Source organism: Hungatella effluvii, from assembly GCF_003201875.1.
GTDB classification, from domain to species: domain Bacteria; phylum Bacillota; class Clostridia; order Lachnospirales; family Lachnospiraceae; genus Hungatella; species Hungatella effluvii.
Window position 1 is genome coordinate 201185 of record NZ_QJKD01000001.1, and the last position, 25015, is coordinate 226199.

Genomic DNA, 25015 nt, shown 5'->3' on the forward strand with positions numbered 1-25015 from the left:
TCCGTAATGGCTTCAAAAAGCGGGGTTTTCAGACTTTAAAATCTAACACTTTACTCTCATTTCCAAAGATCAGCCCTCCTGACGATTGATTCCAGGGCCGCTTTTCGCTATACTGATAGCATAGAGAACTATTACGATTGGGGTAAAAGAGATATGATAAAGAAATTGATTGGTGGCCAGAATTATTTCAGAAAGATGCTCAGCACATGCCTGCTGGTCATCTCCGTCACAATTTTCATCCTGACGGTATTTTTTTATCAGAGATACGCGGATTCTCTCTCTAAAAATCTGTACGACGGCCAGGAAAAAAATCTGGAAAAGAGCGCCCGCACTATGAACGATCTGGTCAGTGAGATCTCACAGCTTTACAATACCGTCATCCTGGATTCCAGAGTTGTCGGCTTCAGCTCACTGAAGGAATTCGATCCGGCGGAGAACTACGCTACGTATCTGATTGTAAAGAAATTCTACAACATCAATCCATACGTAAACTCCCTATATATATACAACGCCATGGCAGACGACGCCATAACCTGCGGCTCCTACCGTTTCAACCTCGATTACTGCTGGGAGTATTTAAAAGAGGCAAAGAAGGCTTCCGTCTTCCCTTCCCCTTTGACAGGAACGTCGGAAGAGGTTCTTACCTTCGCCTATCCGGTCTATGCGGACAATTTTGATGAGCTGAGCGGAGGCATCTTCATCAATCTGGATATGAAGAAGCTCTCGGAGCACGTGCTGGGAACCGGTTCCCAGACGGGTATGGTTCTGGGGGATAATGGTATGGTTCTGCTCTCCGACTTGACGGAAGATTTTACCTCAGATCCGGAAGCCTGCGAGGCGTTCCTCGCTTGGCCCGGTCTGACAGAGGGCGAATCCGCCAGCAGCTTAAGAACCTTTCACGGAGACGATCATTTATGCGCCTTTTACAAGGATCCCGCCCAGAATTTCACCTTTTTAAGCGGTGTCCCATACAGTGAAATCGTCGGCCCCATGAAGGTTCAGAGAAACTTGTCTCTGGCTGTGGCAGCGGCGATCTTCCTGACTGCCATTCTGCTGCAGTATATCATTACGAAACGGCTCTACCGGCCTTTGGAGGCGATTACCGAAGAGCTCCGGGATTCCAAGTACGCCGGCGGCTCTGACATGGATGAATTCTCCCTGATCCGCCACGTCTATGAAAATGCCATCGATGAAATCAGGGAGCTGGAGGAGGAAAATGCCTTCTATCAGCCCCGCATGAAATCTGACTTAATCCGTGGTCTGGTTTTGGGAAACCGCGATATCGCCCAAACGAAGGAGCTTCTGGAAAAGAATGGATGGGAGATTCCCTTTGACGGAATGTTTTTAGCCTGTTTTTTCATAGAGAACAGTGACAGCAGCGATCTCCTTGCTCCCATTGTGCAGACCAGGATCAGCCAGCATCTTCACGAAACCTTAAGCCCTCTCTTCTACACAGAATGTGTTCCCGTCGCCTCTGACCAGGTCATCTGTCTGATTAATACCATAGAGGACATTCCCATCACCTTCGATGAACTGGTACGGCTTCTGGAAGCGGCTAAGGACCAACTGCTTACAGACAACCATCTGGTTTTAACAATCAGTCTCGACGGCGTGACCAGTGGAATTGATGATTTGAACCGTGTGTACCGGCGCGTATTGGAGCTTAAGAACTACCGTTTCGTGCTTGGTACCAATCAGATTATCTATCCGGGGCGCGTGATGGAACTGATGCCGGAATACATGACGTATCCCGATAAGCTGGCCGATGAGATTCTCGCCTGCATGCTGCACGGAAAACAAAAGGAATTCACGGAAAATGTTCAGGAGTTTCTTTCTATTTTAAAGCAGTATTCCTATCAGCCCGCCTCCCTGCTGTTTAACCGGCTGTACTTAGACCTCCTGTTCCAGATGCAGAAATTAAACGCTCCCGACAAGGACTCCTATTTATCTGCCGAGACGCTCCACACTCCTGCCACTCTGACGGAAGGGGCCGGCGTCCTCCTGACCATCTTTGAATGGTACCAGGAACGGAAGGCCGCAGCCGAACAGTTAAAGGACAACAAGCATTTTGAACGGATTGAGGAAAGCAGAAAGTACATTGAAGAGCACTATAATGATTACAACTTAAGCGCCGGAATGGTGGCCGAGTACTTAGGCTATTCCACCAATTACTTTTCCAGAATCTTTAAGTCCATCACCGGCTTTTATATCAATGACTACATACGCCAGATCCGCATCGTTAAGGCTCAGGAGCTTCTGATGAACAGCGATATGACCATCACCACCATCGCCGAGGCAACCGGATTCTCCAATCCGAACTACTTTTATTCCATATTCAAAAAAGAGACAGGACTGACGCCGGCCGCATATAGGAATGCGGGGCAGAGGAATGGGTAAGGATTGGGGATGTGGAGGATGGGAATTATCGAATTTTTCACTCTATTTTCATGTTGTATTTACTCTCATGCGATGTTATAATATTTTTGTATAATTGATTATAGAAGTCAGAGGATAGTCTGATGGTTTCCTTCGGAAATAACCGCAGGAGGACATGTAATATGAATACACTTGAAGTGTTGACATTAGTGCTGGTGATCTTTGCCGCACTGACTTACATAGAAAATCATCAGAAAAGAAAATAGCTATCCTCTACTCGCAATAGAGGATAGCTCATAACTATAAATTATGCACTTATCCGAAGCGCAATCATCAGACCAGAAATTGTCTTTTGATTACTTCTAAGTAAATTATACACTGGGTACTTGTTTTTTTCAAGTACCCTTTTATATTTTTCTCAATCATATTCAAAAAATTAATACTCATCACAGCCAAAATCCATGATAGTAGTCTCCCCCAAAGTATGGTACAATAAAAAATCCTATCCTTCCGCATCACAATAAAGCCTTTTCCCTCCATCACTCCGCATCTCACCCGTTCTTCACCCGTTTCCTGTAATTGGAAGGCGTCTCTCCGTAAATTCTGGAAAACAGCTCCGAAAAGGCTCTGCTGTCCCGAAAGCCAACTTCCGACGCTATATCCGCAGTTTTTTTATCGGTGGATACCAGCAGGTTGATCGCATGTTTCATCCGCACCTTATTTAAGTAATCCTTAAAATTCTCTCCGGAATTTTTCTTAAAAAAGCTGCTGAAATAGTAGGGATTCATATGTATTTCTCCGGCCAGCACCTCCAGTGTCAGGTTCTCGCTGTAATGCCTCTCAATATACTCTCTGGCATGGATAATATCCTTTTTCTCACTGCTCACGACCGCCTTTTTTATCCGCTCCTTATACTCCTTAAAGTATCCTTCAAACAGGCCCGTAAGGCATTCATAGGACTCGCTCTGCCTCGCCTGCTCCAGAATATCCTTAAACTCCACGGGCATTCCATCAATGCCCATGGTTTCAAACCGTTCCTCTATGATACGAATCGTGCTTCCGTAGTGGAAGCAGGCGTCGTCCCTTCTTCCCTCCGAAATCAGGCACACCAGACGACGGAAACGGGCGGCCGCATCCGTAAACGCCTTTTCATCCTGGGCCACCATCCCTTCGATCAGCTGATTTCTCACTTCCCGGATCTCATCGAGTGTGGCGGGCTTCTTAAAAACCGGCTCCCCGGCATGCAGAACCGGAACCTTAATCTGGCTGCTGAAATAGAAATATCCCGTCATGGACAGACACTCTTCATACGCCCTCGGTATCTCCCCCATGGAGTCGACCGGATTACCAACAATAAAACCAAGCTGGCAGCGCGGAATGTGGAGCTGCACCTCTGCTGCCTCCAGGATGGAATCGAGTGTTCTTCCCGTCTCCTCCTTCTCCGGATTCTTGAGCACCATAACAATGTGGCCATTTTTTAAGAAAACAATCCCCATCTGCCGTTTTTCCAGATATTGCTCCAGAAAGCTCAATACCGAAAACTGAATCAGCCTTCGCTCCTGTTTCCCGGTCTGTCTGCTGTAGAGAATTTCCGTCAGGATCGGTAAATATCTGCACTCTTCCACTTCCACCAGCTTATCGTACGCCGCCGCTGGCCCCTCTTCCTCCGGGCAATCCGGGTGCTCCGGGCTGCCGCCTTCGCCATCTGCATCATTTTTCAGCATGGTGATGCATTTCTCCAGCGTCTCCACCAGTTCTTCGCGGATAACGGGCTTCAGCAGATAGTTCACGGCGCCGTACGTCAGAGCATCCTTGGCATACTGAAAATCCTGGAACCCGCTGACGAAGATCACCTTTGTCTCAATCCCCAGCGTCTTCAGTTCTTTTAAAACCTCGATTCCCGTCTTCTTCGGCATATAGATATCGAGAAGCGCAATATCCGGTTTTTCTGTGAGAATCCCATCGAACGCAGATTTCCCGTCTTCGTATTCCCCCACGATCTCGATGCCCAGACGGTTAAAATCCACAAGCTTCTGAATTCCTCTTATGATCACGGGCTCATCGTCCGCCAGAATCATTTTTATCATTCCTCTTCTCCCCCTTCTTTCCACGGCATGATAATCCGAACCATGGTTCCGACTCCGGGCGTGCTGGTGATTTCAATTCCGTACGCCTCTCCGTATAAATACCGCACGCGGTCGTGCACATTTTTCAGGCCGATACTCTGCCAGTTGTGTTCATTTTTAATCCCCGGCTCATTCCCCTCCAGAAGCAGCTTTAGCTGTTCCAGTTCCCCGGTGCTCATACCGGCGCCATTGTCCATGACCGAGATTTCCATGCGGTGCTCCACATGCTCCGCCTCGATCATCACATGTCCGGACCCGTCCTTCGGTTTGATTCCATGGACATAGGCATTCTCCACGATCGGCTGCAGAATCAGCTTGGGGACGTGAACCTCACTGAGTCCGTTTAAATCCGCGGTAAAATGGACTTTCCCCTTGATCCGGCAGTTTAACAGATAGACATACTGCCTTGTGATCTCCACCTCTTTTTCCAGCGGCACCATGTCCTGCATGGGGCCAATCATATAGTGGATCTGGCTGGACAGCGCCTCGATCATCTCAGATACGACCGTATCATCCTTGTCCAGCGCCGTCATCCGGATAATTTCCAGCGTATTATAGAGGAAATGCGGATAAATCTGGGATTTCAGCGCCGTCATCTCCGCCTCCGCCTGCTTCATATGTGCCACATAGGACTGATTGATATAACTCTCCAGCTCCTTCGACATCTGATTGAACCGCTTCGACAGCACCCCAATCTCATCCCCCGAGGTTACAGGGAGGCGAACCTGAAAGTTACCGGTCTCAATCTCCGACATCTGTTCCATCATATTCCGAATCGGCTTTGTCAGACGCCTGGAAAACCACACCGAACCGCCCAGCAGCGCCGCCAGAGAGGCCCCGATGAACACATACATCATCGTCTGCATACGTCTGATCTTCTCATAGGCGGTCGCCGTCTTCATCGTAATAATCACCTTCAGCCCGCTGGCATTATACGGTGTATCCACGACGAACTCTTCCTTCGTCTCCTCAAACCGGACTCCCTCCGACGTCAGATTTTTCCCGATCAGCGACTCATCACTGCTGTAATAGCAATTATTTTCCCGATCGCACACATAGACCTGGTCCCTTGCATTTAGATTCAAATTCTTAAACGCCGCCTCCATCCGCTCTAAATCCACATCGATAAACAGCGTACCGACATACTCATAATTCCCTACTGCCCCCGATAAATCAAAGTAATTCCTGGCCAGTGTAAAGACCCAGGAATCCTGCATACGAAAATAATCGTTCTTATGAGTCAGAATCAGCATCAGATTCTTACTGTTCCGATCCAGTCCATCAAGCCCCATCCTGGCGTTAAACACCATCTCTTCCTCCGAAGGTATATTCCTCCGCGACCGGTGAAACGCCAGCTTCTCCCCCCGAATCCCCTCTCCAGCAAAATGAGTCCCGGAAATATAACTGTCCACCGCCTGGACATTTCCCAGAAACACCATCATGCTTTTATACCGGTTGGCCTCCATATACTCCGGATCCTCACCAATCCCATAGATAATCCGTCTCAGATTATCATACGACATATAATTAAACTGAAACTCCCCCTCGCTGGAATAATTATAATAATAAGGCATCTTCGACACCCCATTATAGCTCTCCATCATATCAGCCAGCGACTCACTCACATAAGACGCCGCCTGAACGTAATTACTCCTCAAAGAATTACCATACTCCTTAAACATCCGGTTTACGATCACCGTCGAGAGAAAAAGCATGGGAATTAACCCCAGCGTAATAATAACGAGACAGAATTTCTGATACAGGCTCAAATTCCTTTTCCAGCGCTTCTTCATACTATTTCCTCCCCCTTACTCCCCAAAACTATTACCCACCATTATACCATACATTCCATTTAACCTCAATTTCCACCCCATCTTCCGCCCTTCCCTCCTCTCGCAGCCAGTACACAGCCCTTCTCACCTCACGCAGCCAGTACACAGCCCCAGCGCTTGCGGAGAGCCCGGGGACGGCAGGAGCAGAAGATTCAGCAGCTTCCTTTTCCGAGGTACGCAGGACCTTAAGCAGGAAGGCAGGAAAAAAGGGTGGTGAAAGCAGGCCTCAAAGCCTGCTTTCAAGCGCACACGGAGGAAAAATCCTTCAGGATTTCTTCCGTAGTTTGCGCGATCCGCCCTTTTTTCCTGTCTTCCTGCTTTAGAGCGTGTTTGAAAATTCATTCCTGCCATCTGCACGCCCCACTTTGCGGCATATTTACCCCTCATTCGGTCAACGTAGCCCACTACGCTTCCCTCATTCGGGGAAAATCTCCCACAAAGTGTGACGCACATCTGTCAGAAAGCAATTTTCAAACACGCTCTGGTTCCTGCCACCGAGGAAACAAGAAGCAGCTGAATCTTCTGCTCCTGCCGTCCCCGGGCGCTCCGCAAGCGTTGGGGCGTACCCCCTGGCACATTACCCTTTTGCAGCCCCCGCCGTAATCCCCTTCACAAAATACTTCTGCAGCAGCACAAAGATAATGAGTGCCGGAATGATGGAACAAACCGTACCTGCAAACACAATATCCCACCGCGCCGTATACTGACCGACAAAGGAGTATACCTCAACCGTAATCGTTTTCGCCCGGTCTGAAGGAAGAACGAGATACGGCATTAAAAAGTCATTCCAGATACCGAGTCCGTTTAACACCACCATGGAAGCAGTACACGGTCCAAGAAGAGGAAATGTCACCTTCCAGAATGTCTGGAACGGATTGCACCCATCGATCTGGGCCGCCTCCTCGATCTCTAAAGGCACTCCCTTTAAAAAGCTGCAGTACAGCAGGGAGCCGAAGGCCACTGAGCCTGAGATATAACAGGCGATGGGGCCTGCCAGATTGCCGAACAGTCCGAACATCTTCATCTCTTTAAACAACGGAAACATATAGAGATGAAACGGAATCATCATGCCTGCCAGAAAGTATGTATAGATAAATATAGTCGTCCTCGTCCTGCGCCGCTCCATCGCATAGGCCGCCATGGGAACGATAAAGACAATCAGCACTTCGGATACCAGCGTTAAAACCACACTGTGGAAAATGGCAGTCACAAAATCCGACTGGGCAAATAAATCCTGAAAGTTCTTTAAGTACAGCGTAGTTGGCAGAGACATGGGATTCTTCAGGATTTCGCCGTTGCTCTTAAATGCGGATATAATCGCAAAGAATACGGGAGCCAGGAACAGAACGGCCAGTATAATCGTCGCGGCAAAGAGAATACCGTTTCCCGGGCGTACTTTCCGTCTGCTGGCTTTAATTCCTACTTCTTTCATTATAACTGCACCTCCCTGCGTTTTAGAATACTCTGCTGGATCGCGTTGAGAATCAGAATAATAAACAGGAGCACGATGCCGACCGCCGTTCCGAAGCCCTGCCGGCCTTCATTAAAGCCCACCTTATACAGCAGGTACACGATGGTCTCTGTCGTAAATCCGGGACCGCCGTCCGTCATGACGGAGATCTGATCGAACACCTTCAGACCGTTGATCAGGGAAAGTGTCAGATTGATGGTAAATGCACCGGAGATCAGAGGCAGTGTGATTGCCTTGAAACGCTGAAGCGGTGAGGCGCCGTCGATAGCCGCCGCCTCCACCACATCGGTGGGTACACTCTGCAGCGAGGCCAGGTAGATAATCATGTAGTAACCAGCGCCTTTCCACACCAGCACGACACCGACCATGATCAGAGCCAGCTTCGGATTCCCCAGCCAGTCCTGGCAATACTCGCCCATTCCCAGCGAACGGAATATCGTATTGACCGCTCCGAAATTGTAGTTGTACATGATCTTCCAGATAAAGCCCGACACGATGCCGCTGATCAGTACGGGAACGTAGAAAGCGCTCCGGAAGAAATTCTTTCCCCATCTCACATTATCCACGATCAGCGCCAGGATTAACGCCATGCTGTTTTCCAGAATCGATATGAACGCGGTAAGAATCACCGTATTCTTCAGTGCATTTCCAAAACGGGCGCTGGTAAAAATCTCTTTGTAGTTTGCCAGCCCGACAAACTTGACGACCGGATTCAGTCCGTCCCATGAGGTAAAGCTGTAATAAACGCTGGCAATCGTCGGCACGATAATAAACAGCGTAAAAAACAGGAAAGCCGGTGCGATAAATCCCATTGATACGAAATCAATCTTTACTTTTTTCTTTCCCATCTGTCCCCATCCCCTTTCCTTTTCTTATCTAAGGGGCTGTTAGAGAACCATTCCGGCTCTGTAACAACCCCTTTTCCATCAGTTTCCTGTTATGTTCCGCAAAGCATCATTTTCGCGGAGCATATCTCTATTCCGCACTCTTCAACGGGTTAAAGCTCTGCATGGCAACCTGCCACGTCTTGTTTAATTCCTCACATGCGGACGGAATATCCCTCTGTCCCTGGATTATTTCAATCGTTGTCTTATACATGAAATTTCTGAAATCCGGAGGAAGCTCATTTTCACCTACTCGTCCGTTCCACATCAGACTTAAATCATCCGCCGTATTCGTAGCCTCGATTACCTTCAGCATAACCGGAGCGGCAGCCAGATCCGGGGTCTCTACGGTAGAAGGAATAGCATTTAACTTATCACAGAAAATTTTATAATTATCCATTTTATAGAAGAAGCGGATGAATTCCTCTGCCGCGGCTTTTTTATTCGGATCCTTTGCAGATTCTGCAGAAATCGCCAGACCGCCAGCGCCACCGCCGCCTACAAGGCGGGTCTTTCCGTCTGGACTTGGCACTGCAAACCATCCTAATTCAAAATCAGGGTCTGCATCTGTGATCTGAGAAAACATATGAGTACCGGAGTACATCATGGCCGCCATGTCGCTGACCAGGAATGTTGTAATCTGCGCATCCGGGGTTGATACCCAGCCATCCTGAGCGTACTGGAAGATATCCTTCATTTCTTCAAATGTTGCAGTTATAGCGGGATCAGAAAAATCCTTTGTTCCCTCATAGCAATGCTTGATAAAGTCAGTATCCTGGCTCATCACCTGGTCATTATATGCCTTATAAAACCAGAAACCCATATGCCAGATATCCTGACCGCCAATAACCAGAGGCGCCATATCACCCTTATCTTTTATTTTCTGGCAAAGCTCCATGAATTCATCGTATGTCTTCGGCTCTGTGAATCCGTTATCGTCAAAATACTTCTTATTATAGATAATTCCCTGCGTATTCTCACCGCTTATTGGAGCGGTATAAGTCTTTCCGTCAAATGCAACCGTCGTCTTAAATAAGGAAATAATATCCTCCGGCAATGGCTCCAGCATGCCTGCGCGTACATACATTGGGGTATCCCGCATTTCCATCACATCCGGAAATTCGCCAACACTCTCCTTTGTCTTTAAGAACTCGCTGTACGCCCCGCCGTTGCCCGGCTGAATCTTCACCGTGATATCCTGATACGTTTCGTTAAAACGGTTGACAATTTCATTCATAGACGCCTTGGCTCCCTCGTCACCATCCGCGAATATGAAGATCAGCTCTGTCGGCTCCGTCACGACGGAAGTGTCTGTGCCTGCTGCCGTCGTATCTGATTCGGTCTTTGCCGCCTCCGTTTTTGCCGCCTCGGTCTTTGCCTCCGTTCCCGCAGCAGGGGCCTGTGACGCACCGCCTGAAGAATCCTTGGAACCACAGCCGGCCAGAAGTGTTCCCGCCATGGCTGCACATAATACAGAAGCCAGTAATCTCTTTTTCATGTTGTATCCTCCTTGCTATGAGCACTTAGCGGACGCCTTTTGGCCGCTCACGTGCAATACTTGTTTTTTCTTTCTGTCATAACTATATCAGGAAATACATTCCGAAAAAACTCTGTTTTTTAAGGTATTCATGCAATTTTTAAAGATCGTTGGCAAAATCCGATAGACAGCGTAACCCAATAACGATACAATAAAGGCTGAAAGGAGATCTTCTTCCATGAACATAGAAACACTCATAAACGCCGATTTCAGGGGCTGCATCCAGGCAGTCCGACACGGCGAGACGATATTTGAAAAGGCATACGGATTCGCCGACCTGGCCAACCGGGTCCCAAATGAACCCGACACAAAATTTGCAACCGCTTCGGCAGGAAAAGTGTTTGTGGCGGCGGGAATATTACAGCTGATCGAGCGGGGACGGCTGAATTTCAGCGGCCGCATCGGTGATTTACTCGACTTTGACTTAAGAGCCATCGACCGGAATATCACCGTGGAGGAGCTGCTGACCCATACCTCCGGCATACCGGACTACTTCGACGAGAGTATCATGGAGGAATACGAGGACTTATGGAGAGATTACCCCAATTATAAGATACGCTCCAACAGGGACTTGCTGCCGCTGTTCCTTGATAAACCCATGATGTATCCCCGCGGAAGCCGGTTTCAATACAACAATACCGGTTTTGTCGTGCTGGCCATGATCCTGGAATCCGTGACAGGGGCCGCGTTTGATGAATACTTGAGAGACAGCCTGTTTATCCCCTGCGGCATGACCTCCACGGGATACTATGAGCTGGACCGGCTCCCGGCCAAATGCGCGTCAAACTATATCTATGATGCAGAAACGCAGACGTACCGCACTAACATATTCAGCGTTGACGCAAAAGGCACGGGAGCGGGCGGCGCATTTACGACGGTCGGCGATATCGGACGGTTCTGGGAACACCTCATGTCCGGCAAAGTGATTTCCCCGGACATGACTGCGAAAATGATCGAAAATCACAGCGGCGATGCGCGGTGCTACGGATACGGGATCTGGCTGCGGGAGCAAAACGGAATCTATTTCCCCTATTTTCAGGGCAGCGACCCCGGAGTCAGTTTTATCTCTTCTTATAAGAAAGAGACAGAGACTGTGGTCACTCTGGTCAGCAATTATGGAGATGATGTCTGGCAGCTTCACAGAAAGCTGACAGCGGAATTGTATTAACCACAGACGGGCTTTTTCTTTAAAATTTGAACTCTATTGTTAAAATATGGACTTACGTTTCCATGTTGCAGTCACTATAATGATACTCAGCACAAGAAGTTTCTAATAGAAAGGACTGCAAAACACATGAACGCAAACATAATTACCAATCCAATTCTAAGAGGATTCCATCCCGATCCCTCCATTGTCCGGGTGGGGGAGGACTATTATATCGCCACCTCCACCTTCGAATGGTTTCCCGGCGTACAGATCAGCCATTCCAGGGATTTCATTCACTGGGAGACCCTGGGCGGCACGCTGAATGACCCGGCCATTCTGGATCTGAAAGGGGTGGGGCCATCCCAGGGCGTCTGGGCCCCGTGCCTGACCTGGGATCAGGGGACCTTCTATCTCGTATTCACCATTGTCCGCTCCTTCTACTGCAACATGTACGACACCCACAATTATCTGGTGACCTCCAAACATATCATGGGACCCTGGTCCGCGCCTGTTTCATTAAGTGACTTCGGATTCGATCCCTCTCTGTTTCACGACACAGACGGCCGCAAATACATGGTCAGCATGGTAACGGATCATCGAATTCCACAGAAATATGCGGGCAGAATTATTTTGCAGGAGTACTCCCCTTCCGAACAGCAGATGGTCGGACCGGTAAAGGAAATCTATCAGGGAGATAAAATCTTTCTGGAAGGTCCGCACATCTTTAAAAGAAACAGCTGGTATTATCTGTTTTCCGCGGATACCGGCACCGGGGAGCTGCACGGTCAGACCATTTTGCGTTCCCGGAGTGTCTGGGGGCCGTATGAAATGTATCAGTCTCCCATCATGGAGAGAACCGCCGACACCGAGGCTTTTTCCATTCTTACCACACGCCATCACGAGGACTATCCCCTTCAGAAAGCAGGCCATGCCGATCTCGTGGAAACGCAGAACGGCGAGTGGTACGCGGTCCATCTCTGCGGCCGCCCCCTCTCCAACCGCACCGAAGCGGACCGACGGCGATTTCCCGGCTGCCGCCGCTATCCCCTGGGGCGTGAAACAGCGGTTCAGAAGATGCGCTGGACCGTGGATGACTGGCTCGTGCTGGATAACGGGACGACGCTGCCCGATACTAAGGTGCCCGCGCCGGAGCTTCCGCCCTGTCCCTGTCCGGAAATACCGGCGAGGGACGACTTCGATCTCCCCAGCCTCGCTCCTGTATGGCAGTCGCTGAGGGTTCCCATGAATCACACGCACATTTCCCTGACTGCACGCCCGGGATGGCTTCGCATGTATGGAAGGGAGGGACTGGCTTCACGCTTTACGCAGACGCTCATCGCCAGAAGATGGACGGAATTCACCTTTGAGGCATCGGCCCGGATGGAATTTCATCCCGAGGTGTTTAAGCAGATGGCCGGGCTCATCTGTATGTACGATACGGATAATTACTTCTATCTGCATGTGACCTTTGACGAAGATTCAGGGACCTGCCTGACCCTCCTGAGAGCGGAAAACAGAAGCTACTCCTATCCGGCCGGCATTCTGCCCGTTCCCGCCGATGCCCCTCTGCTCCTTAAGGCCGCGGTGGATCATGACACCATTCGTTTCTTCTACAGCCTGTCGGACGAGCAGCATTTCGTCCCCATCGGCGCTCCCATGGACTGCAGCTTTCTCTCCGACGAGGCTTGCGAAGAGGGCTGGTTTACCGGAGCTATGGTCGGAATCTGCTGCCAGGATCTGACCGGAGGTGGAGTCTATGCGGATTTTGACTGGTTTGAGTACAGAACAGATTCATTTCAGTGATAAAAAGTGTCTTGACAAAATAGTCAGTACTGAGTATACTGTAATTACTCAGTACTGACTATTTTATATGAGAGAGGAGGAACTTGTCATGATCCCGCTTTACATCCTCGGCCTGCTGCTTCGATTCGGCCCGCAGCACGGCTATCAGATTAAGAAACTGTTGGAAGAACAGTTAGAGGACTTCACCCAGATCAAGCTGCCAACTGTCTATTACCATTTAGAGAAGATGGAGGCCGCCGGCCTGATCGAAGCCCACAGGGACCGGCAGGGAGCCAGACCCGAAAAAACCGTATACCAGGTCAGTGACGCGGGAATCGGCCGTTTCAATGAGCTGCTGGCCGAGACACTGAATATGCAGTACCGCCCTACGTTCGACAGCGACGCCGCATTCTATTTTTCCGATCATTTGGACAGCACCACACTTTTAAACAGTCTTTCCAGCCATGCGGCGCACTTAAAAAAGGCGCTGGAAACCATCAGACACCACCGGGAGGAGACCATGGCAGCCATTCCGGAGCAGCTAAGGATACCGGCCGGCATTATATTTGAACACCATATTCTCCATTTCCAGGCGGAGCTTGAGTGGGCGGAACAATCGATCCGTAAGTTTGAGGAGGCAGATCAAGATGAAAATGAGAGTCATTGAAACCAATGTGGGAATTCAGAATGAAGTAACCGTAGAAATGTTTGATTCCTTTGCCCGCACCATGCGTGACCGTGGCTGGAATGGGGTGGATTCCATGATTGCCTCAGGCCTCCGCGGCGGAGACATGCTGGAAATCGGCCCCGGCCCTGGATACGTCGGTCTGGAAATTGCGAAGAAGCTGACTCCCGATTCCCTCACCGGATGTGAGATCAGTCCCGCCATGCTCCAGTTCGCCCGCAAAAATGCGAAGAATTACGGGATCGATGCCCGGTATGTCCAGGGCAACTGCATGGAGATGCCATTTGAGGCTGAAAGCTTCGACAGCGTCATCTCCAACGGTTCCCTGCACGAATGGGAAACCCCGGTTCGCGTCTTCAACGAAATTTACAGGGTGCTCCGTCCCGGCGGACGGTACTGTATCACCGATCTCAGAAGGAACGTAAATCTGCTGGCCAGATACCTGGGGCTGGCAACCGCAAAACCCAGGGCAATTCGTCCGGGATTTATTTCCTCCTTAAACGCAGCTTATACGGTGGGCGAAATTACAGAGCTTCTGCGCAACTCCGATTTAAAAGGAGCTATGGTAACGACCGATTTCTTTGGGCTGTGTATTTCGGGGGAAAAGAAGTAAAACAACAGCAGCCGCAGTATTTATCTCTGCGGCTGCTGTATACGGCTGTCTATGGCTGTTCCAGTAAGCAATTGTTTCAATCCACGCTCGATCATTTCACAGAATGCGACTACATCTTATAGATGCGCGGCTTGACTTCATGTAGAGGTGGGGGAATTCACGCTTGTTTTGTTAAAGCAGTATCACTCTTTTCCCATCATAATCAATCTCACAGCTTCCGCCCTTCTTTAGCCGTCCGAACAGCATCTCGTCTACCAGGAGCGGCTTGATTTCCTGACCGATGATCCGCTTAATCTCCCTGGCTCCGTATTCGCGGCTCACGCCTTTCGCCGCCAGGTATTTCCGGCACGCTCTTGACAGGGTCAGCTCCACGTTTTTCTCCGCCGCCTTCCGGGCCAGATTACCGAATTCTTTTCCCACAATCCGGTCCGCCATGGCCGCATCCAGCGGACGGAAAATAATGATCCGGTCGAGGCGGTTTCTGAACTCCGGCCGGAACACGCGCTTCACCTCATCGGTGATTCCTTCCTCATTGAGCTGCCGTCCCCCGAATCCGATGGAGGCGCGGTCGGCCTTTTCCGCCCCCGCGTTGGAGGTCATGATTAAAATAACGCTGCGAAAATCCGCCTTCCTGCCCTGGTTGTCGGTCAGCGTTGCATAATCCATAATTTGAAGCAGAATGTTATAGATGTCCGAATGCGCTTTCTCGATCTCATCGAGCAGGAGAACACAGTGCGGGTTCTTCCTGATTGCTTCCGTCAGAAGGCCGCCTTCCTCATATCCCACGTAGCCCGCCGGCGAGCCGATCAGCTTCGCCACCGTATGTTTTTCTGCGTACTCGCTCATATCAAACCGCACAAGGCGGATTCCTAACACCTCAGCCACCGACTTTGCAAGCTCTGTCTTTCCCACTCCGGTCGGCCCGACGAACAAGAGACTCCCCACCGGTTTATTCTCCTCGCTCAGGCCCGCCTTCGACAGCTTGATGGCATTGGTCAGCTGATCCACCGCCGCCTCCTGACCGAAGACTCTGCCCTTCAGCTCCCGCTCCAGGCGTGCCAGTTTCTGCCGTTCCTCCGTCTCCACCGTCTGCTTTGGAATCCTGCATATCTTCGCCAGCACCTCTTCCACCAGCTTCTTATCCACCACCTGGATCTTCTTGTTTTTCGGATGCAGCTCCAGATAGGCCCCCGCCTCGTCAATTAAGTCAATAGCCTTGTCAGGCAGATACCGCTCGTTGATATACTGTTCCGAGAGACTGGCCGCGTGCTCCATAGTCCCCTTCTGGTAGCGGACATGGTGGAATTTTTCATAGTACGGCTTTAGGCCATTTAAGATCTCCACCGTCTCTTCCACCGTCGGTTCCTTGATATCGATATTCTGAAAACGCCTTACCAGGCTCTTATCCTTGGAAAAATACTTCTTATATTCCTCATAGGTGGTGGCCCCGATAAATTTAAGCTTTCCATCTGTTAAATACGGCTTCAGCAGATTGGAGGCGTCCATGGATCCGCCGTTTACCGCGCCGGCCCCTACCAGATTATGAATCTCATCGATATAGAGAATGGGATTTTCTTCCTCCTTCAGCTCTTCCATCACCGCCTTGAGCCGCTTCTCAAAATCGCCCCGAAACTGGGTGCCCGCCAGCATGGATCCCAAATCAATCCCGTAGATTCTGGCATTTTTCAGCTTCTCTGGCACGCGGCCCTCATTGATTCTGGCCGCCAGCCCATACGTGATGGCCGTCTTTCCCACACCGGGTTCCCCCACATGGAGCGGATTATTCTTCTGACGCCGGCACAATACCTGCATGGTGCGTTCCAGCTCCGCCTCCCTTCCTATTAAAGGGCAGCTGTTTTTCACCTCATCATTGATGCAGACGGCGTATTGAAGCAGGATGCTCTCCCGCTCCTCTTCCGCATCTTCCTCATTATCCATATCAGAGGTTCCGCCTGCTCCAGCCCCCATTTTTCTCCCAGAACCATCGGTGCCCAGTTCCACCAGGATATCCACGCACTCCACGCCCTGCATCTGAACAAAATACGCGCCGTAGCTCTCCTCCAGCTCCATCATGCTGTACAGCAGATGCGGCAACTCAATCGTATCGCGGTCTGAGGAAATCGCCTTCCTTGCCGCCTCCTCTATGGTCTGGCTCAAGCCGTAGCTGACCTCGATACCGCCTTCCTCCTTCTCCACAGTGTCCATCTGCTCCAGGTACTCCTCCAGCCGTGACTTTAACTTTTTCACGTCGCCTCCGCAGCTTTTAAACGCAGCCTGGAAGGCGGGCCGGTCTGCGAGCACAAACCACACGTGCTCCGGGGTCACATACTCGTTTCCCCTCTTCCCCGCATTTAAAACTGCGTCATTCAGCAGCTCTTCCACTTCTTTTGCTATCTTCAAATTTCTTCTTCCTCCAGTCATAATCGGCAGCCTTTATCCACATCCTGTCTTCACCGTAATCTGCACAGCGTCGTACTATGACTCCACTTCCACCCGGAACGGATATCCCTGCTCCCGGGCAATCTTCACCGCCCTGGCCGCCTTCGTCTTTGCAATATCGTAGGAATAAATCCCCACCACAGCTTTCTGTCCCTTATGGACCGTCATCATGATGGCTACCGCTTCCTCATAATTCTTGCGGAACACGTCGATGAGAATCTCCACCACCACATCCATGGGCGTAAAATCATCGTTGTACATGACCACTTTATACTGTTTCGGCTGTTTGAGCCTGATTTCTGTTTTTTCTGACAATCCTGTATTTGCCGGCATACTGTATCATTACCTCCTGATCCGGATCATTTAAACTCCATTTTAATCCATCATGCATGGAAATGCAAGCGGTAACGGAAGGCTGGGAATCTCCTGATCAGCTCTGTTTCTGCTTCATTTTTTATTTTTCGTTTTATCTCTTGAACCCAAAAAATCTTTGTGGTACGATAACCTCATTCCTATTAACAGTGAGGCTTACCAATGACAAAAGAAAATATACTGCCACTGGCCCGCAAAGCGGCCCGCATACTTTTTACCATATTTCTTATGACGGTTCCATGTATATCCTATTTTTTATTTGAGTATGTAACCGGCAATCTGGCGACGATCCCTTCCTATATGGCCGCCCTGAACATCGGCTGGATTTATATCCTCTATCTCCTGGTGTTTGCGGCGAGCGGACGGACCAGAATCGCCATCCCCGTCGTGTCCATTCTCCTGTTCATCCTCTCCCTGGCCGAGGCCTTCGTGGTGTCTTTCCGGAGCCGCCCCATCATGTTTTGGGACATCCTGGCCTTTGGAACAGCCATGACGGTTTCCCAGAACTACGTATTTACCATAACGAAGGCCATGAAAGCCGCCGGGGTGATTCTCCTCGTCATCAATATAGCCGCAATTGCATTTCCAAGACGGATCTCCGGCCGCAAATACAGGCTTGCCTTCGCAGGCACGGCGGCCGCTGTCATCGCCGCCTACGGCGTATGGTTTTTTACATTTCTCATGCCTTCCTGGGGCCTGGGAATCAACATGTGGGAGGTCAACGAGACCTATAAGGAATACGGTTACGTCCTCTCCACAGCAGTGTCCTTCCGCTATGCAGTGAAGCAGAAGCCCGCCGGATACGGCACATCACAGATAAAACGGATCTATAACGATTACAAGGCGGAAGATGTCCTCCTGGCCTCTGCCGAGGAGGTGGCACTGAGTGAAGATATCACCACCCCGGTCAATATTATCTGCATCATGAATGAGAGCCTGTCCGACTTACGCACAGGCGGTTCCTTTCAGACGAATCAGGCGTATTTCCCATTCCTGTACAGCCTGAAAGAGAACACCATAAGCGGAAGCCTGTGTGTTCCCGTCTTCGGCTCCATGACGTGCAATTCGGAATTCGAATTTCTGACGGGTGATTCCATCGTTTTCCTGCCTTCTAACTGCAGTGCCTACCAGTTCTACATAAAACCCGGAACCTACAGCCTTGTCAGCACCTTAAAGGACCAGGGCTACCGGACCGTCGCCATGCATCCTTATCCGGGTGAAAACTGGAACCGGGATACGTGTTACAAGAATATGGGATTCGACGATTTCATTGATGAAACCCGCTATGAGGAACGGGATTTTCTGAGAAATTACGTGAGCGACCAGTCCGATTACGAGAACCTGATCAAACAGGTGGAGAATAAGGAGAATCCTGCCGACCGCCTTTTTCTGTTCAATGTGACCATGCAGAACCACGGCGGCTATGAGGGAATCTATGACAACTTTCCGCAGGAGGTGTGGCTGACCGGCTCCTTAAAGGATAAGTATCCGAAGACCGACCAGTATTTATCACTGATGAAGCGTTCCGATGAGGCCCTGGAATACCTGATCCGATACTTTGAGGCCAGCAACGAGCCCACCATGATCGTGATGTTCGGCGACCACCAGCCCAGCGTGGAGGACGAATTTTTCGATGAGATCGCAGGCATGCCCAGCGCCGATGTTCCCGCCGGAGACCACTTAATGTGGTATGAGACGCCGTTTCTTATCTGGACAAACTATGAATCCGGATCGGAAGAGAAAGGGAAGATGAGCGCCATCTATCTCGCTTCCGAGCTGCTGGATCAGGCCGGCCTGGATATGACGCCGTACCAGCGTTTTCTGCTTTCCATGGAGGAAACACTGCCCGTGATTCATCCGCTGGGCTGCTATGATGCCTCGGGAACCTACTACGCCTGGGAGGAGACCGGCGCTGATAGTTTTCCGTACTGGGAAACCATCAGGGATTATGAATATCTAGTTTATAATCATAGCTTTGATCCGAAAAAATATAAGGACATGTATACTACAGGTCAGTAGTGCAGGAAACTGCCGCAAATGCAAAGAGCACGCATCAGATAAAGGAACTTCCGTCATTCTTCCGGAAGTTCCTTTATCTGTTTCATCATCTCCTCGGACACCGAATCCAGCAGATAATTTTTATGCTTTTCCCCTGTCTTTCTCTCCTGATACTCCTGATGAACCGTCTCGCTCAAACGGCGGATCTCTTCCTTCAGCTCCCTGGCCGATATCAGCCGGCAGCCCTGGCCGTGTATGATAATCTGTTCCAGATGGTCCGAAGTAGCTACTGTCACATCGTATTTTCTTCCGTTTTCATGAGCGAACTTCTCAATATACTGGTCCGCCGTCTCCGCCTCCTTTGTAAAGACCACCTGGATGTTGTGGTAGTCCAGGCACTCAGTCACATGGCCCTGTACCCGGTAGGCGTCGAACACGGCAATCAGCCGGCATTTCTTCATGCCCTGGTAATTGCAGAGAATATCCAGGAGTTTTCCTCTGGCACCGTCAATGGTTTGCTCCGCCAGCTCCTTCAATTCATCCCATGCGAAAATGATGTTATACCCGTCAACCAGAAGATACTCTTCCCTGGGGGCCTCCTTTTTATAGGTCCTCACCGCAGGAACGCTGGTTACAGGAATGCGGAAAGATTTCTCCCGGTTTTTCCATCCGGACTTAGCCCCGGAGGAATTTCCCCGACGGTTGGCGTAAAAGGTGCGTTCCAGAATGGCATCCACTTCCTCCGTGCCGATCCATTCCCTGTCACTCTCCGGCTCATCGTTCCGGCCGTTCGCCGCCTGACCTTTTCTGGCGGCAGCTCCGGCTAGCCCGGCTAGTCCATCCGCCCCCATGTCTTTCTGCGGTTCCAGACAACTTTCCAGATGCATATACTCCGGGACCTGGTTCCATTCCACTAAGAATCCCGCCCCGTGGGCACAGAATACGGACCCGGCCGGGTTCGCCATGTCTCCGTCCGGATCATAGCCGATTGCGGCCACCACTTCCTCCGTATTGTGGCACGGCCCGTAGCCGGAAAATGTAAATGACAACTGTCCCGCGCCGCCCGTATAGGCGGTTACCTCTTTCTGATATCCCCCCATGCAGGCCGCCGGGGCGCTTCCGGTGAGAACCGCCCGGTCTCCCTCCATGACAGGAGGCATCACTTTCCCTGCCATGCGTTCCACATCGCTCATCGCCCGTCCCACGTAACGGTCCGGAAGTTCAAGGCGGAAATCGTAAAATGGTTCCAGCAGCATGGATTCCGCCTGCATCAGTCCCTGGCGGACTGCCCGGTAGACAGCCTGGCGGAAATCGCCGCCCTCCGTATGCTTTAAATGGGCCCGCCCCGACATCAGCGTGATCTTCATATCCGTGACCGAAGAACCCGTCAGCACACCCTTGTGCTCCTTCTCCGCCAGATGGGTCAGAACCAGCCGCTGCCAGTTTCTTCCCAGAATATCCTCGCTGCAGGCGGAAGCAAACTGCATACCGCTCCCTAGCTCCCCGGGTTCCAAAAGAAGATGGACCTCCGCATAATGACGGAGCGGTTCAAAATGCCCCACGCCCTCCACCGTGTTCGTGATCGTCTCCCGGTAGACGATGCTCCGGTCTCCGAATTCCACACAGAGACCGAAACGTTCCTCGATTACGCTTTTTAAAATCTCCATCTGAATCTCGCCCATAATCTGGACATGGATCTCCTTCTTACTCTCCTCCCATGTCAGATGCAGCTCCGGATCTTCCTCCTCCAGCTCCCGGAATTTTGGAAGTACGGCCGCCGCATCGACGCCCTCCGGCAGCCCGATCCGGTACGTCATCACCGGCTCTAAGAGCGGCATGGCCGAGGCCGCTTCGATCCCCAGCCCCTGTCCCGGAACCGTTTTGGCAAGCCCCAGCACGGCGCAGACGGTACCGGCCGGCGCCTCCCGCACTGTCTCGAATTTCTCCCCGGAATAGAGGCGGATCTGGTTTACCTTCTCCTCGTCGATGATCTCCCTCGTCAATAAGCTGCCGCCCGTGATCTTCATATGGCTCATGCGGTTTCCCTGAGCATCTCTCGATATCTTGAAAATCTTCGCTCCGAATTCCTGTGGATATTCAGGCGTTTCCGTGTACTCCTCAAGTCCCTTCATGAATTCCTCCACGCCCGTAAACTTAAGCGCAGAACCGAAAAAACATGGAAACAGGCGCCTGTTTATAATCTGCTCCCGTATCCCGGCCGCCTCCACACGGCCGGTCTCCAGATATTCATCCAGCTTCTCCTCACTGGTCATGGCAATCTGCTCATAAAAATGATCCGTTCCGGCCTCTCCGAAGTCCACAAAGGTTTCCTTTAAGACTTTTCTTAAGTCATCCAGGATAGCCCCTTTACCCAGCCCTGCCAGGTCCATCTTATTGATAAAGAGAAATGTGGGAACCCGATATCTGGCAAGAAGACGCCACAGCGTCCTCGTATGCTCCTGCACTCCGTCCGTTCCGCTGATCACCAGAATGGCGTAATCCAGCACCTGCAGGGTCCGTTCCATCTCCGCCGAAAAATCCACGTGCCCCGGAGTGTCGAGAAGCGTCATCTCCATATCCTTCCACTTCAAAATGGCCTGTTTCGAGAAGATCGTAATCCCCCGCTTCTTCTCCAGTTCATACGTATCGAGAAACGCGTCCCCCCGGTCCACCCGTCCCATTTTCCGGATGCTTCCGCCCATATAGAGCATCGCCTCCGACAATGTCGTCTTTCCCGCGTCTACGTGGGCCAAAATACCGACATTGATATGTTTTTTTTGTTTATCCTCTGATCTGTCATTCATAAAAAATGGCCTTTCCTATCACCTATGCTACCGCATTTGCATTAATCTGCTCAATTACATTCCGAATCCCCAGCCAGAGATTCAGATCTGTAAATATCTCTGCCACACTGCCTTTATCCGTAAAAGGAGATTCCTGCAGTACAGACAAATCTTTCATTAAAACTTGTCCACCGAATACATCCACTTAATGGCAAATTGCGTTTTCAATTCGTTTTTAGCGGTTCCTGATTTCCGGGGTTGCTATCTTTGTGTTCCGCAAAACTTAAAAATTATTACATTTCACTTAATCCAGAACTCATGATAGTAAAGTCCATTTTTGTACCTTTAATCTGGCTCCCCATGTAACTTTCTATAAAATCAAAATATCCATCTGCTCCAGATCGCTTTTCCCATGTGTCTATTGAATCTTTAATCCTTAACAGACACATAACGGGAAGTTTATAATAATTCTTAATAATATCCGGTGTTAATTCATCTGTCCTGTTTTGCCGCTTAAGAAGTTCCTTTACTTCTACATTCGTATTTGGATCAAACGCCATGAGAAGCGCATGTTCCAGTTTTTCATTGTCTTCATTTCTAAAATTTCTCAGTATCTATCACTTCTCCAGTACAATTCCCTTTTATCTCAAACAGTACCAGTGCAATGGCTTCTCTCAATCGTCTGCTGTTTGATAACGGGAATTTTCGATGTATTTTCAACACATTTCCTTCCAACGGCAACAGAAGCATAGAATAAGCGTCCTCTTCTCCTTTTTGAATCTTACCAAATTCTTTTTCCATCTGTGAATAGATCCTTTCGAACTGATATAGCTGCATGTATTTCTTCCTTTCTTTATCGTAACTTTTTATATTTTCTGCTGCCATACAATCTTCCAAGTATATATGGCTTTCTGTTTTATCTGCATGATCCTGCAAGTATTTTCAACCCACTCATTTCGTTCTTTCTTCATATACATGAAACCTTACCTTGTGTAGATCACATCTTTATCATGTTAAATTATCCAAAATATTTTTGAAATAACGAATCAAACAATATTTGGGTTTCGTCTAAAGTCTTCTGTATCATAACTTTTGATTTGTCGGTTTGGGCAACGAATGCGGCGAACAGGTTTTGGAGTTGTAATGGGGGCACCATCAATTTCAATGTGTTGATGAAGTTGAAATTCAGCCCCGCTTTTACAGCACTTTGGTTTTTAGACTGAAACTGCTTTTTTCCGGCTTCACTCTCCATGTAATATGCAACATATAAAGGGCACACTACAGTTTTGTTCAACCTGATGCATGTCATATGCTGATGTGAGAAATTCAATATGTTCCGACAACTCGCAAACGGACCATCCCATAGGGTTCGTTTCCGGATCCCCAAACATCTCGACAAATCGGGCTCTGATGAGGGTGTCCAGTTCTTGTAACTGTTGCTTTCTAATTGCAATAATTTTTACAACTTTATCTATTATATGAATACACACCCTCTGCTCTTCTATTGAAATTTTCTTAATCTGTATTTCGCCAAGTGCATTCTTCGATATAGCCTTAAATGGAATACCTACCATTTTAATTGCCTTCCATCAATCATCCTGTCTCCAACCTGTACTTCACCAGCAAAAATACTTTGATACGGCAATCCAAGCATTGCACTTTCCTTCGCATGAATATTATCTGTGTCATCCAAATCATGAATAAACATCATATAAGTCATCTGTTCAATGACATCCAAAGGATTGGTTAGACCTCCTGTCCAGAATATCTCCCATAAACTGTCATTTTGTTTTTTAATTCGCCTGTAATCACTACTGTTCTTCCTCCCAGTTCCAAGTATATTTGGTATATCGTCCATTTCCTATTTTAATAATTTTTCTTTGTTTTATCAATTCTGCAAGTGTACGCTGAATCGTTGTCTGACTAACTCCCGGTACTCTTTCCATGATTTCTGATTTTGTAATTGTACCAATATGATTTTTTATTTCTTCCGCGACACGACTTGGTTTTGCTATTTTCTTTTCCTCAATCAGTCTTGTTCTGTCAAAAAATTCTCTGTATGCAGCCGCAAGTATCCCTAACAGATAAGTCACAAAAGGCAGATAATCATTCTCTTCCTCATGCCATTTTTGTGAACTTTCCTGCAGTGCATCATAATAAGACTCCTTTGTTGCTTCAATCAGCTTTTCAACACTGATATATTTTCCAACAATATATTCTGACTTGTAAAGTAAAAGCAATGTCAGTAAGCGGCTCATTCTTCCGTTTCCATCCCGAAATGGGTGAATGCACAAAAAGTCGAGAACAAACATCGGAATAAGCAGCAGCGGGTCAGCTTCGGTATTGTTTACAGCGTAATGATATGCCTCACAAAGTCTATCGATTGCTTCAGGCGTCTCCCATGCCGGTACCGGGCTAAACCGAATAAACTTGTTTCCTTCCGCCTCCTCCTCTTCAATCAGGTTATCTGCACTCTTAAAAGCGCCGCCGATTCCTGTATTCTCAAATTTATACAAATCCCTGTGAAGCTGTAAAATAAATGTACTTCGAACAGGTATATGCTCATTATTCTCATGAATGATATTTAAAACATCTCTATAACCGGCAATCTCCCTTTCATTCCTGCTCCTGGGCATTGTCTTATCTAAAACAATTTTTTTTAACCGATCGTCTGACGTATAGATACCTTCTATTTTATTAGAGCTCTCTGTACTTTGAATTTTTGCAACATTTACTAAGTTATTCAGTATATCTGCATGTCTGCTTACAATCAATCGCTGCTCACCTTTATATTCATGAATTGTAGTTAAATATACTACCACTTGCGGTGTAAGTAGTTTTTTCCACTTTTCCTGATAATCATAGTTTCTCATCTATCTACCTCAAATTTAGTATTAGTGAAGTTTTCCATTTTCTTGACCTAATTATATCATTGATTTATGTCATAATCAATAATAATTTAGTCTTTTT

Annotated in this window: 20 protein-coding genes and 1 pseudogene; 7 read left to right on the top strand and 14 right to left on the bottom strand. The window is 49.0% G+C overall.

Annotated elements, in window-relative coordinates; translation table 11 throughout:
- Window positions 1-153 precede the first annotated feature (153 nt).
- The gene (locus tag DFR60_RS00795; protein WP_110321176.1) at window positions 154-2397 is read left to right on the top strand and encodes a helix-turn-helix transcriptional regulator; all 2244 of its coding nucleotides are present in this window, start codon (window positions 154-156) and stop codon (window positions 2395-2397) included.
- A 530-nt stretch (window positions 2398-2927) separates the two neighbouring features.
- On the opposite strand, the gene DFR60_RS00805 is transcribed toward DFR60_RS00795, so the two are convergent.
- The 3 genes from DFR60_RS00805 to DFR60_RS31190 all read right to left on the bottom strand — a co-directional run bounded on the left by DFR60_RS00805 (window position 2928) and on the right by DFR60_RS31190 (window position 6787).
- On the bottom strand, window positions 2928-4463 hold the full coding sequence (locus DFR60_RS00805) for a response regulator (protein ID WP_110321178.1): 1536 nt from the start codon (window positions 4461-4463) through the stop codon (window positions 2928-2930).
- Complete coding sequence (locus tag DFR60_RS00810) at window positions 4460-6295, bottom strand: sensor histidine kinase (RefSeq protein WP_110321179.1); 1836 nt, start codon at window positions 6293-6295, stop codon at window positions 4460-4462. Before DFR60_RS00810 ends, DFR60_RS00805 begins: the two co-directional genes overlap by 4 nt.
- Window positions 6296-6418: 123 nt before the next feature.
- The gene (locus tag DFR60_RS31190) at window positions 6419-6787 is read right to left on the bottom strand and encodes a DUF6783 domain-containing protein (RefSeq protein WP_341457903.1); all 369 of its coding nucleotides are present in this window, start codon (window positions 6785-6787) and stop codon (window positions 6419-6421) included.
- Here DFR60_RS31190 and DFR60_RS31195 point away from each other — a divergent pair.
- Window positions 6671-6937 carry a DUF6783 domain-containing protein gene (locus DFR60_RS31195; protein WP_432764095.1) on the top strand — a complete coding sequence of 89 codons (267 nt, stop codon included), beginning with the start codon at window positions 6671-6673 and terminating at the stop codon, window positions 6935-6937. The genes DFR60_RS31190 and DFR60_RS31195 overlap by 117 nt on opposite strands.
- Here DFR60_RS31195 and DFR60_RS00820 read toward each other — a convergent pair.
- The 3 genes from DFR60_RS00820 to DFR60_RS00830 all read right to left on the bottom strand — a co-directional run bounded on the left by DFR60_RS00820 (window position 6912) and on the right by DFR60_RS00830 (window position 10187).
- Window positions 6912-7766 carry a carbohydrate ABC transporter permease gene (locus tag DFR60_RS00820; RefSeq protein ID WP_034534560.1) on the bottom strand — a complete coding sequence of 285 codons (855 nt, stop codon included), beginning with the start codon at window positions 7764-7766 and terminating at the stop codon, window positions 6912-6914. The genes DFR60_RS31195 and DFR60_RS00820 overlap by 26 nt on opposite strands.
- Window positions 7766-8653 (bottom strand): carbohydrate ABC transporter permease, encoded by an 888-nt coding sequence (locus DFR60_RS00825; RefSeq protein WP_110321181.1) that lies wholly within the window; start codon window positions 8651-8653, stop codon window positions 7766-7768. Before DFR60_RS00825 ends, DFR60_RS00820 begins: the two co-directional genes overlap by 1 nt.
- A 127-nt stretch (window positions 8654-8780) precedes the next feature.
- Window positions 8781-10187 (bottom strand): ABC transporter substrate-binding protein, encoded by a 1407-nt coding sequence (locus DFR60_RS00830; protein ID WP_110321182.1) that lies wholly within the window; start codon window positions 10185-10187, stop codon window positions 8781-8783.
- A 217-nt stretch (window positions 10188-10404) separates the two neighbouring features.
- Here DFR60_RS00830 and DFR60_RS00835 point away from each other — a divergent pair, with 217 nt between their 5' ends.
- From DFR60_RS00835 to DFR60_RS00850, 4 genes are all read left to right on the top strand, one after another.
- Window positions 10405-11394 (top strand): serine hydrolase domain-containing protein, encoded by a 990-nt coding sequence (locus DFR60_RS00835; RefSeq protein ID WP_110321183.1) that lies wholly within the window; start codon window positions 10405-10407, stop codon window positions 11392-11394.
- Between the two features lie 126 nt (window positions 11395-11520).
- Window positions 11521-13176, top strand: coding sequence for a glycoside hydrolase family 43 protein (locus DFR60_RS00840; protein WP_110321184.1), 1656 nt, complete (start codon window positions 11521-11523; stop codon window positions 13174-13176).
- Window positions 13177-13264: 88 nt separating this feature from the next.
- Window positions 13265-13822 (top strand): PadR family transcriptional regulator, encoded by a 558-nt coding sequence (locus tag DFR60_RS00845; RefSeq protein ID WP_110321185.1) that lies wholly within the window; start codon window positions 13265-13267, stop codon window positions 13820-13822.
- Window positions 13803-14453, top strand: a complete 651-nt coding sequence (locus DFR60_RS00850) for a class I SAM-dependent methyltransferase (protein ID WP_110321186.1) — start codon at window positions 13803-13805, stop codon at window positions 14451-14453. Before DFR60_RS00845 ends, DFR60_RS00850 begins: the two co-directional genes overlap by 20 nt.
- 171 nt (window positions 14454-14624) lie before the next feature.
- On the opposite strand, the gene clpA is transcribed toward DFR60_RS00850, so the two are convergent.
- Window positions 14625-16853 carry an ATP-dependent Clp protease ATP-binding subunit ClpA gene (gene clpA / locus DFR60_RS00855; RefSeq protein WP_110321187.1) on the bottom strand — a complete coding sequence of 743 codons (2229 nt, stop codon included), beginning with the start codon at window positions 16851-16853 and terminating at the stop codon, window positions 14625-14627.
- Window positions 16854-16928: 75 nt separating this feature from the next.
- A complete protein-coding gene (locus DFR60_RS00860) occupies window positions 16929-17225 on the bottom strand; it encodes an ATP-dependent Clp protease adaptor ClpS (RefSeq protein WP_110321188.1) in 297 nt (98 codons plus the stop codon).
- Between the two features lie 201 nt (window positions 17226-17426).
- On the opposite strand from DFR60_RS00860, the gene DFR60_RS00865 reads away from it, so the two are divergent.
- Window positions 17427-19283: an LTA synthase family protein gene (locus DFR60_RS00865; protein ID WP_110321189.1), complete on the top strand. Its 1857-nt coding sequence runs from the start codon at window positions 17427-17429 to the stop codon at window positions 19281-19283.
- Between the two features lie 53 nt (window positions 19284-19336).
- On the opposite strand, the gene DFR60_RS00870 is transcribed toward DFR60_RS00865, so the two are convergent.
- From DFR60_RS00870 to DFR60_RS00895, 6 genes and pseudogenes are all read right to left on the bottom strand, one after another.
- Entirely contained in the window at window positions 19337-22066 is a 2730-nt protein-coding gene (locus tag DFR60_RS00870) for a translation factor GTPase family protein (RefSeq protein WP_110321190.1), read from the bottom strand.
- Window positions 22067-22088: 22 nt separating this feature from the next.
- Window positions 22089-22223 (bottom strand): hypothetical protein, encoded by a 135-nt coding sequence (locus DFR60_RS31120; RefSeq protein WP_278321362.1) that lies wholly within the window; start codon window positions 22221-22223, stop codon window positions 22089-22091.
- Window positions 22224-22338: 115 nt separating this feature from the next.
- Window positions 22339-22605 carry a hypothetical protein gene (locus tag DFR60_RS30750; protein ID WP_243004949.1) on the bottom strand — a complete coding sequence of 89 codons (267 nt, stop codon included), beginning with the start codon at window positions 22603-22605 and terminating at the stop codon, window positions 22339-22341.
- A 37-nt stretch (window positions 22606-22642) separates the two neighbouring features.
- Entirely contained in the window at window positions 22643-22930 is a 288-nt protein-coding gene (locus tag DFR60_RS30755; protein ID WP_243004950.1) for a hypothetical protein, read from the bottom strand.
- Window positions 22931-23615: 685 nt separating this feature from the next.
- Window positions 23616-23857: pseudogene (locus tag DFR60_RS00890) on the bottom strand (SAM-dependent DNA methyltransferase); the annotation flags it as partial.
- Window positions 23857-24918: a Fic family protein gene (locus tag DFR60_RS00895; protein ID WP_110321193.1), complete on the bottom strand. Its 1062-nt coding sequence runs from the start codon at window positions 24916-24918 to the stop codon at window positions 23857-23859. The gene DFR60_RS00895 and the pseudogene DFR60_RS00890, both read right to left, overlap by 1 nt.
- Between the last annotated feature and the right edge of the window lie 97 nt (window positions 24919-25015).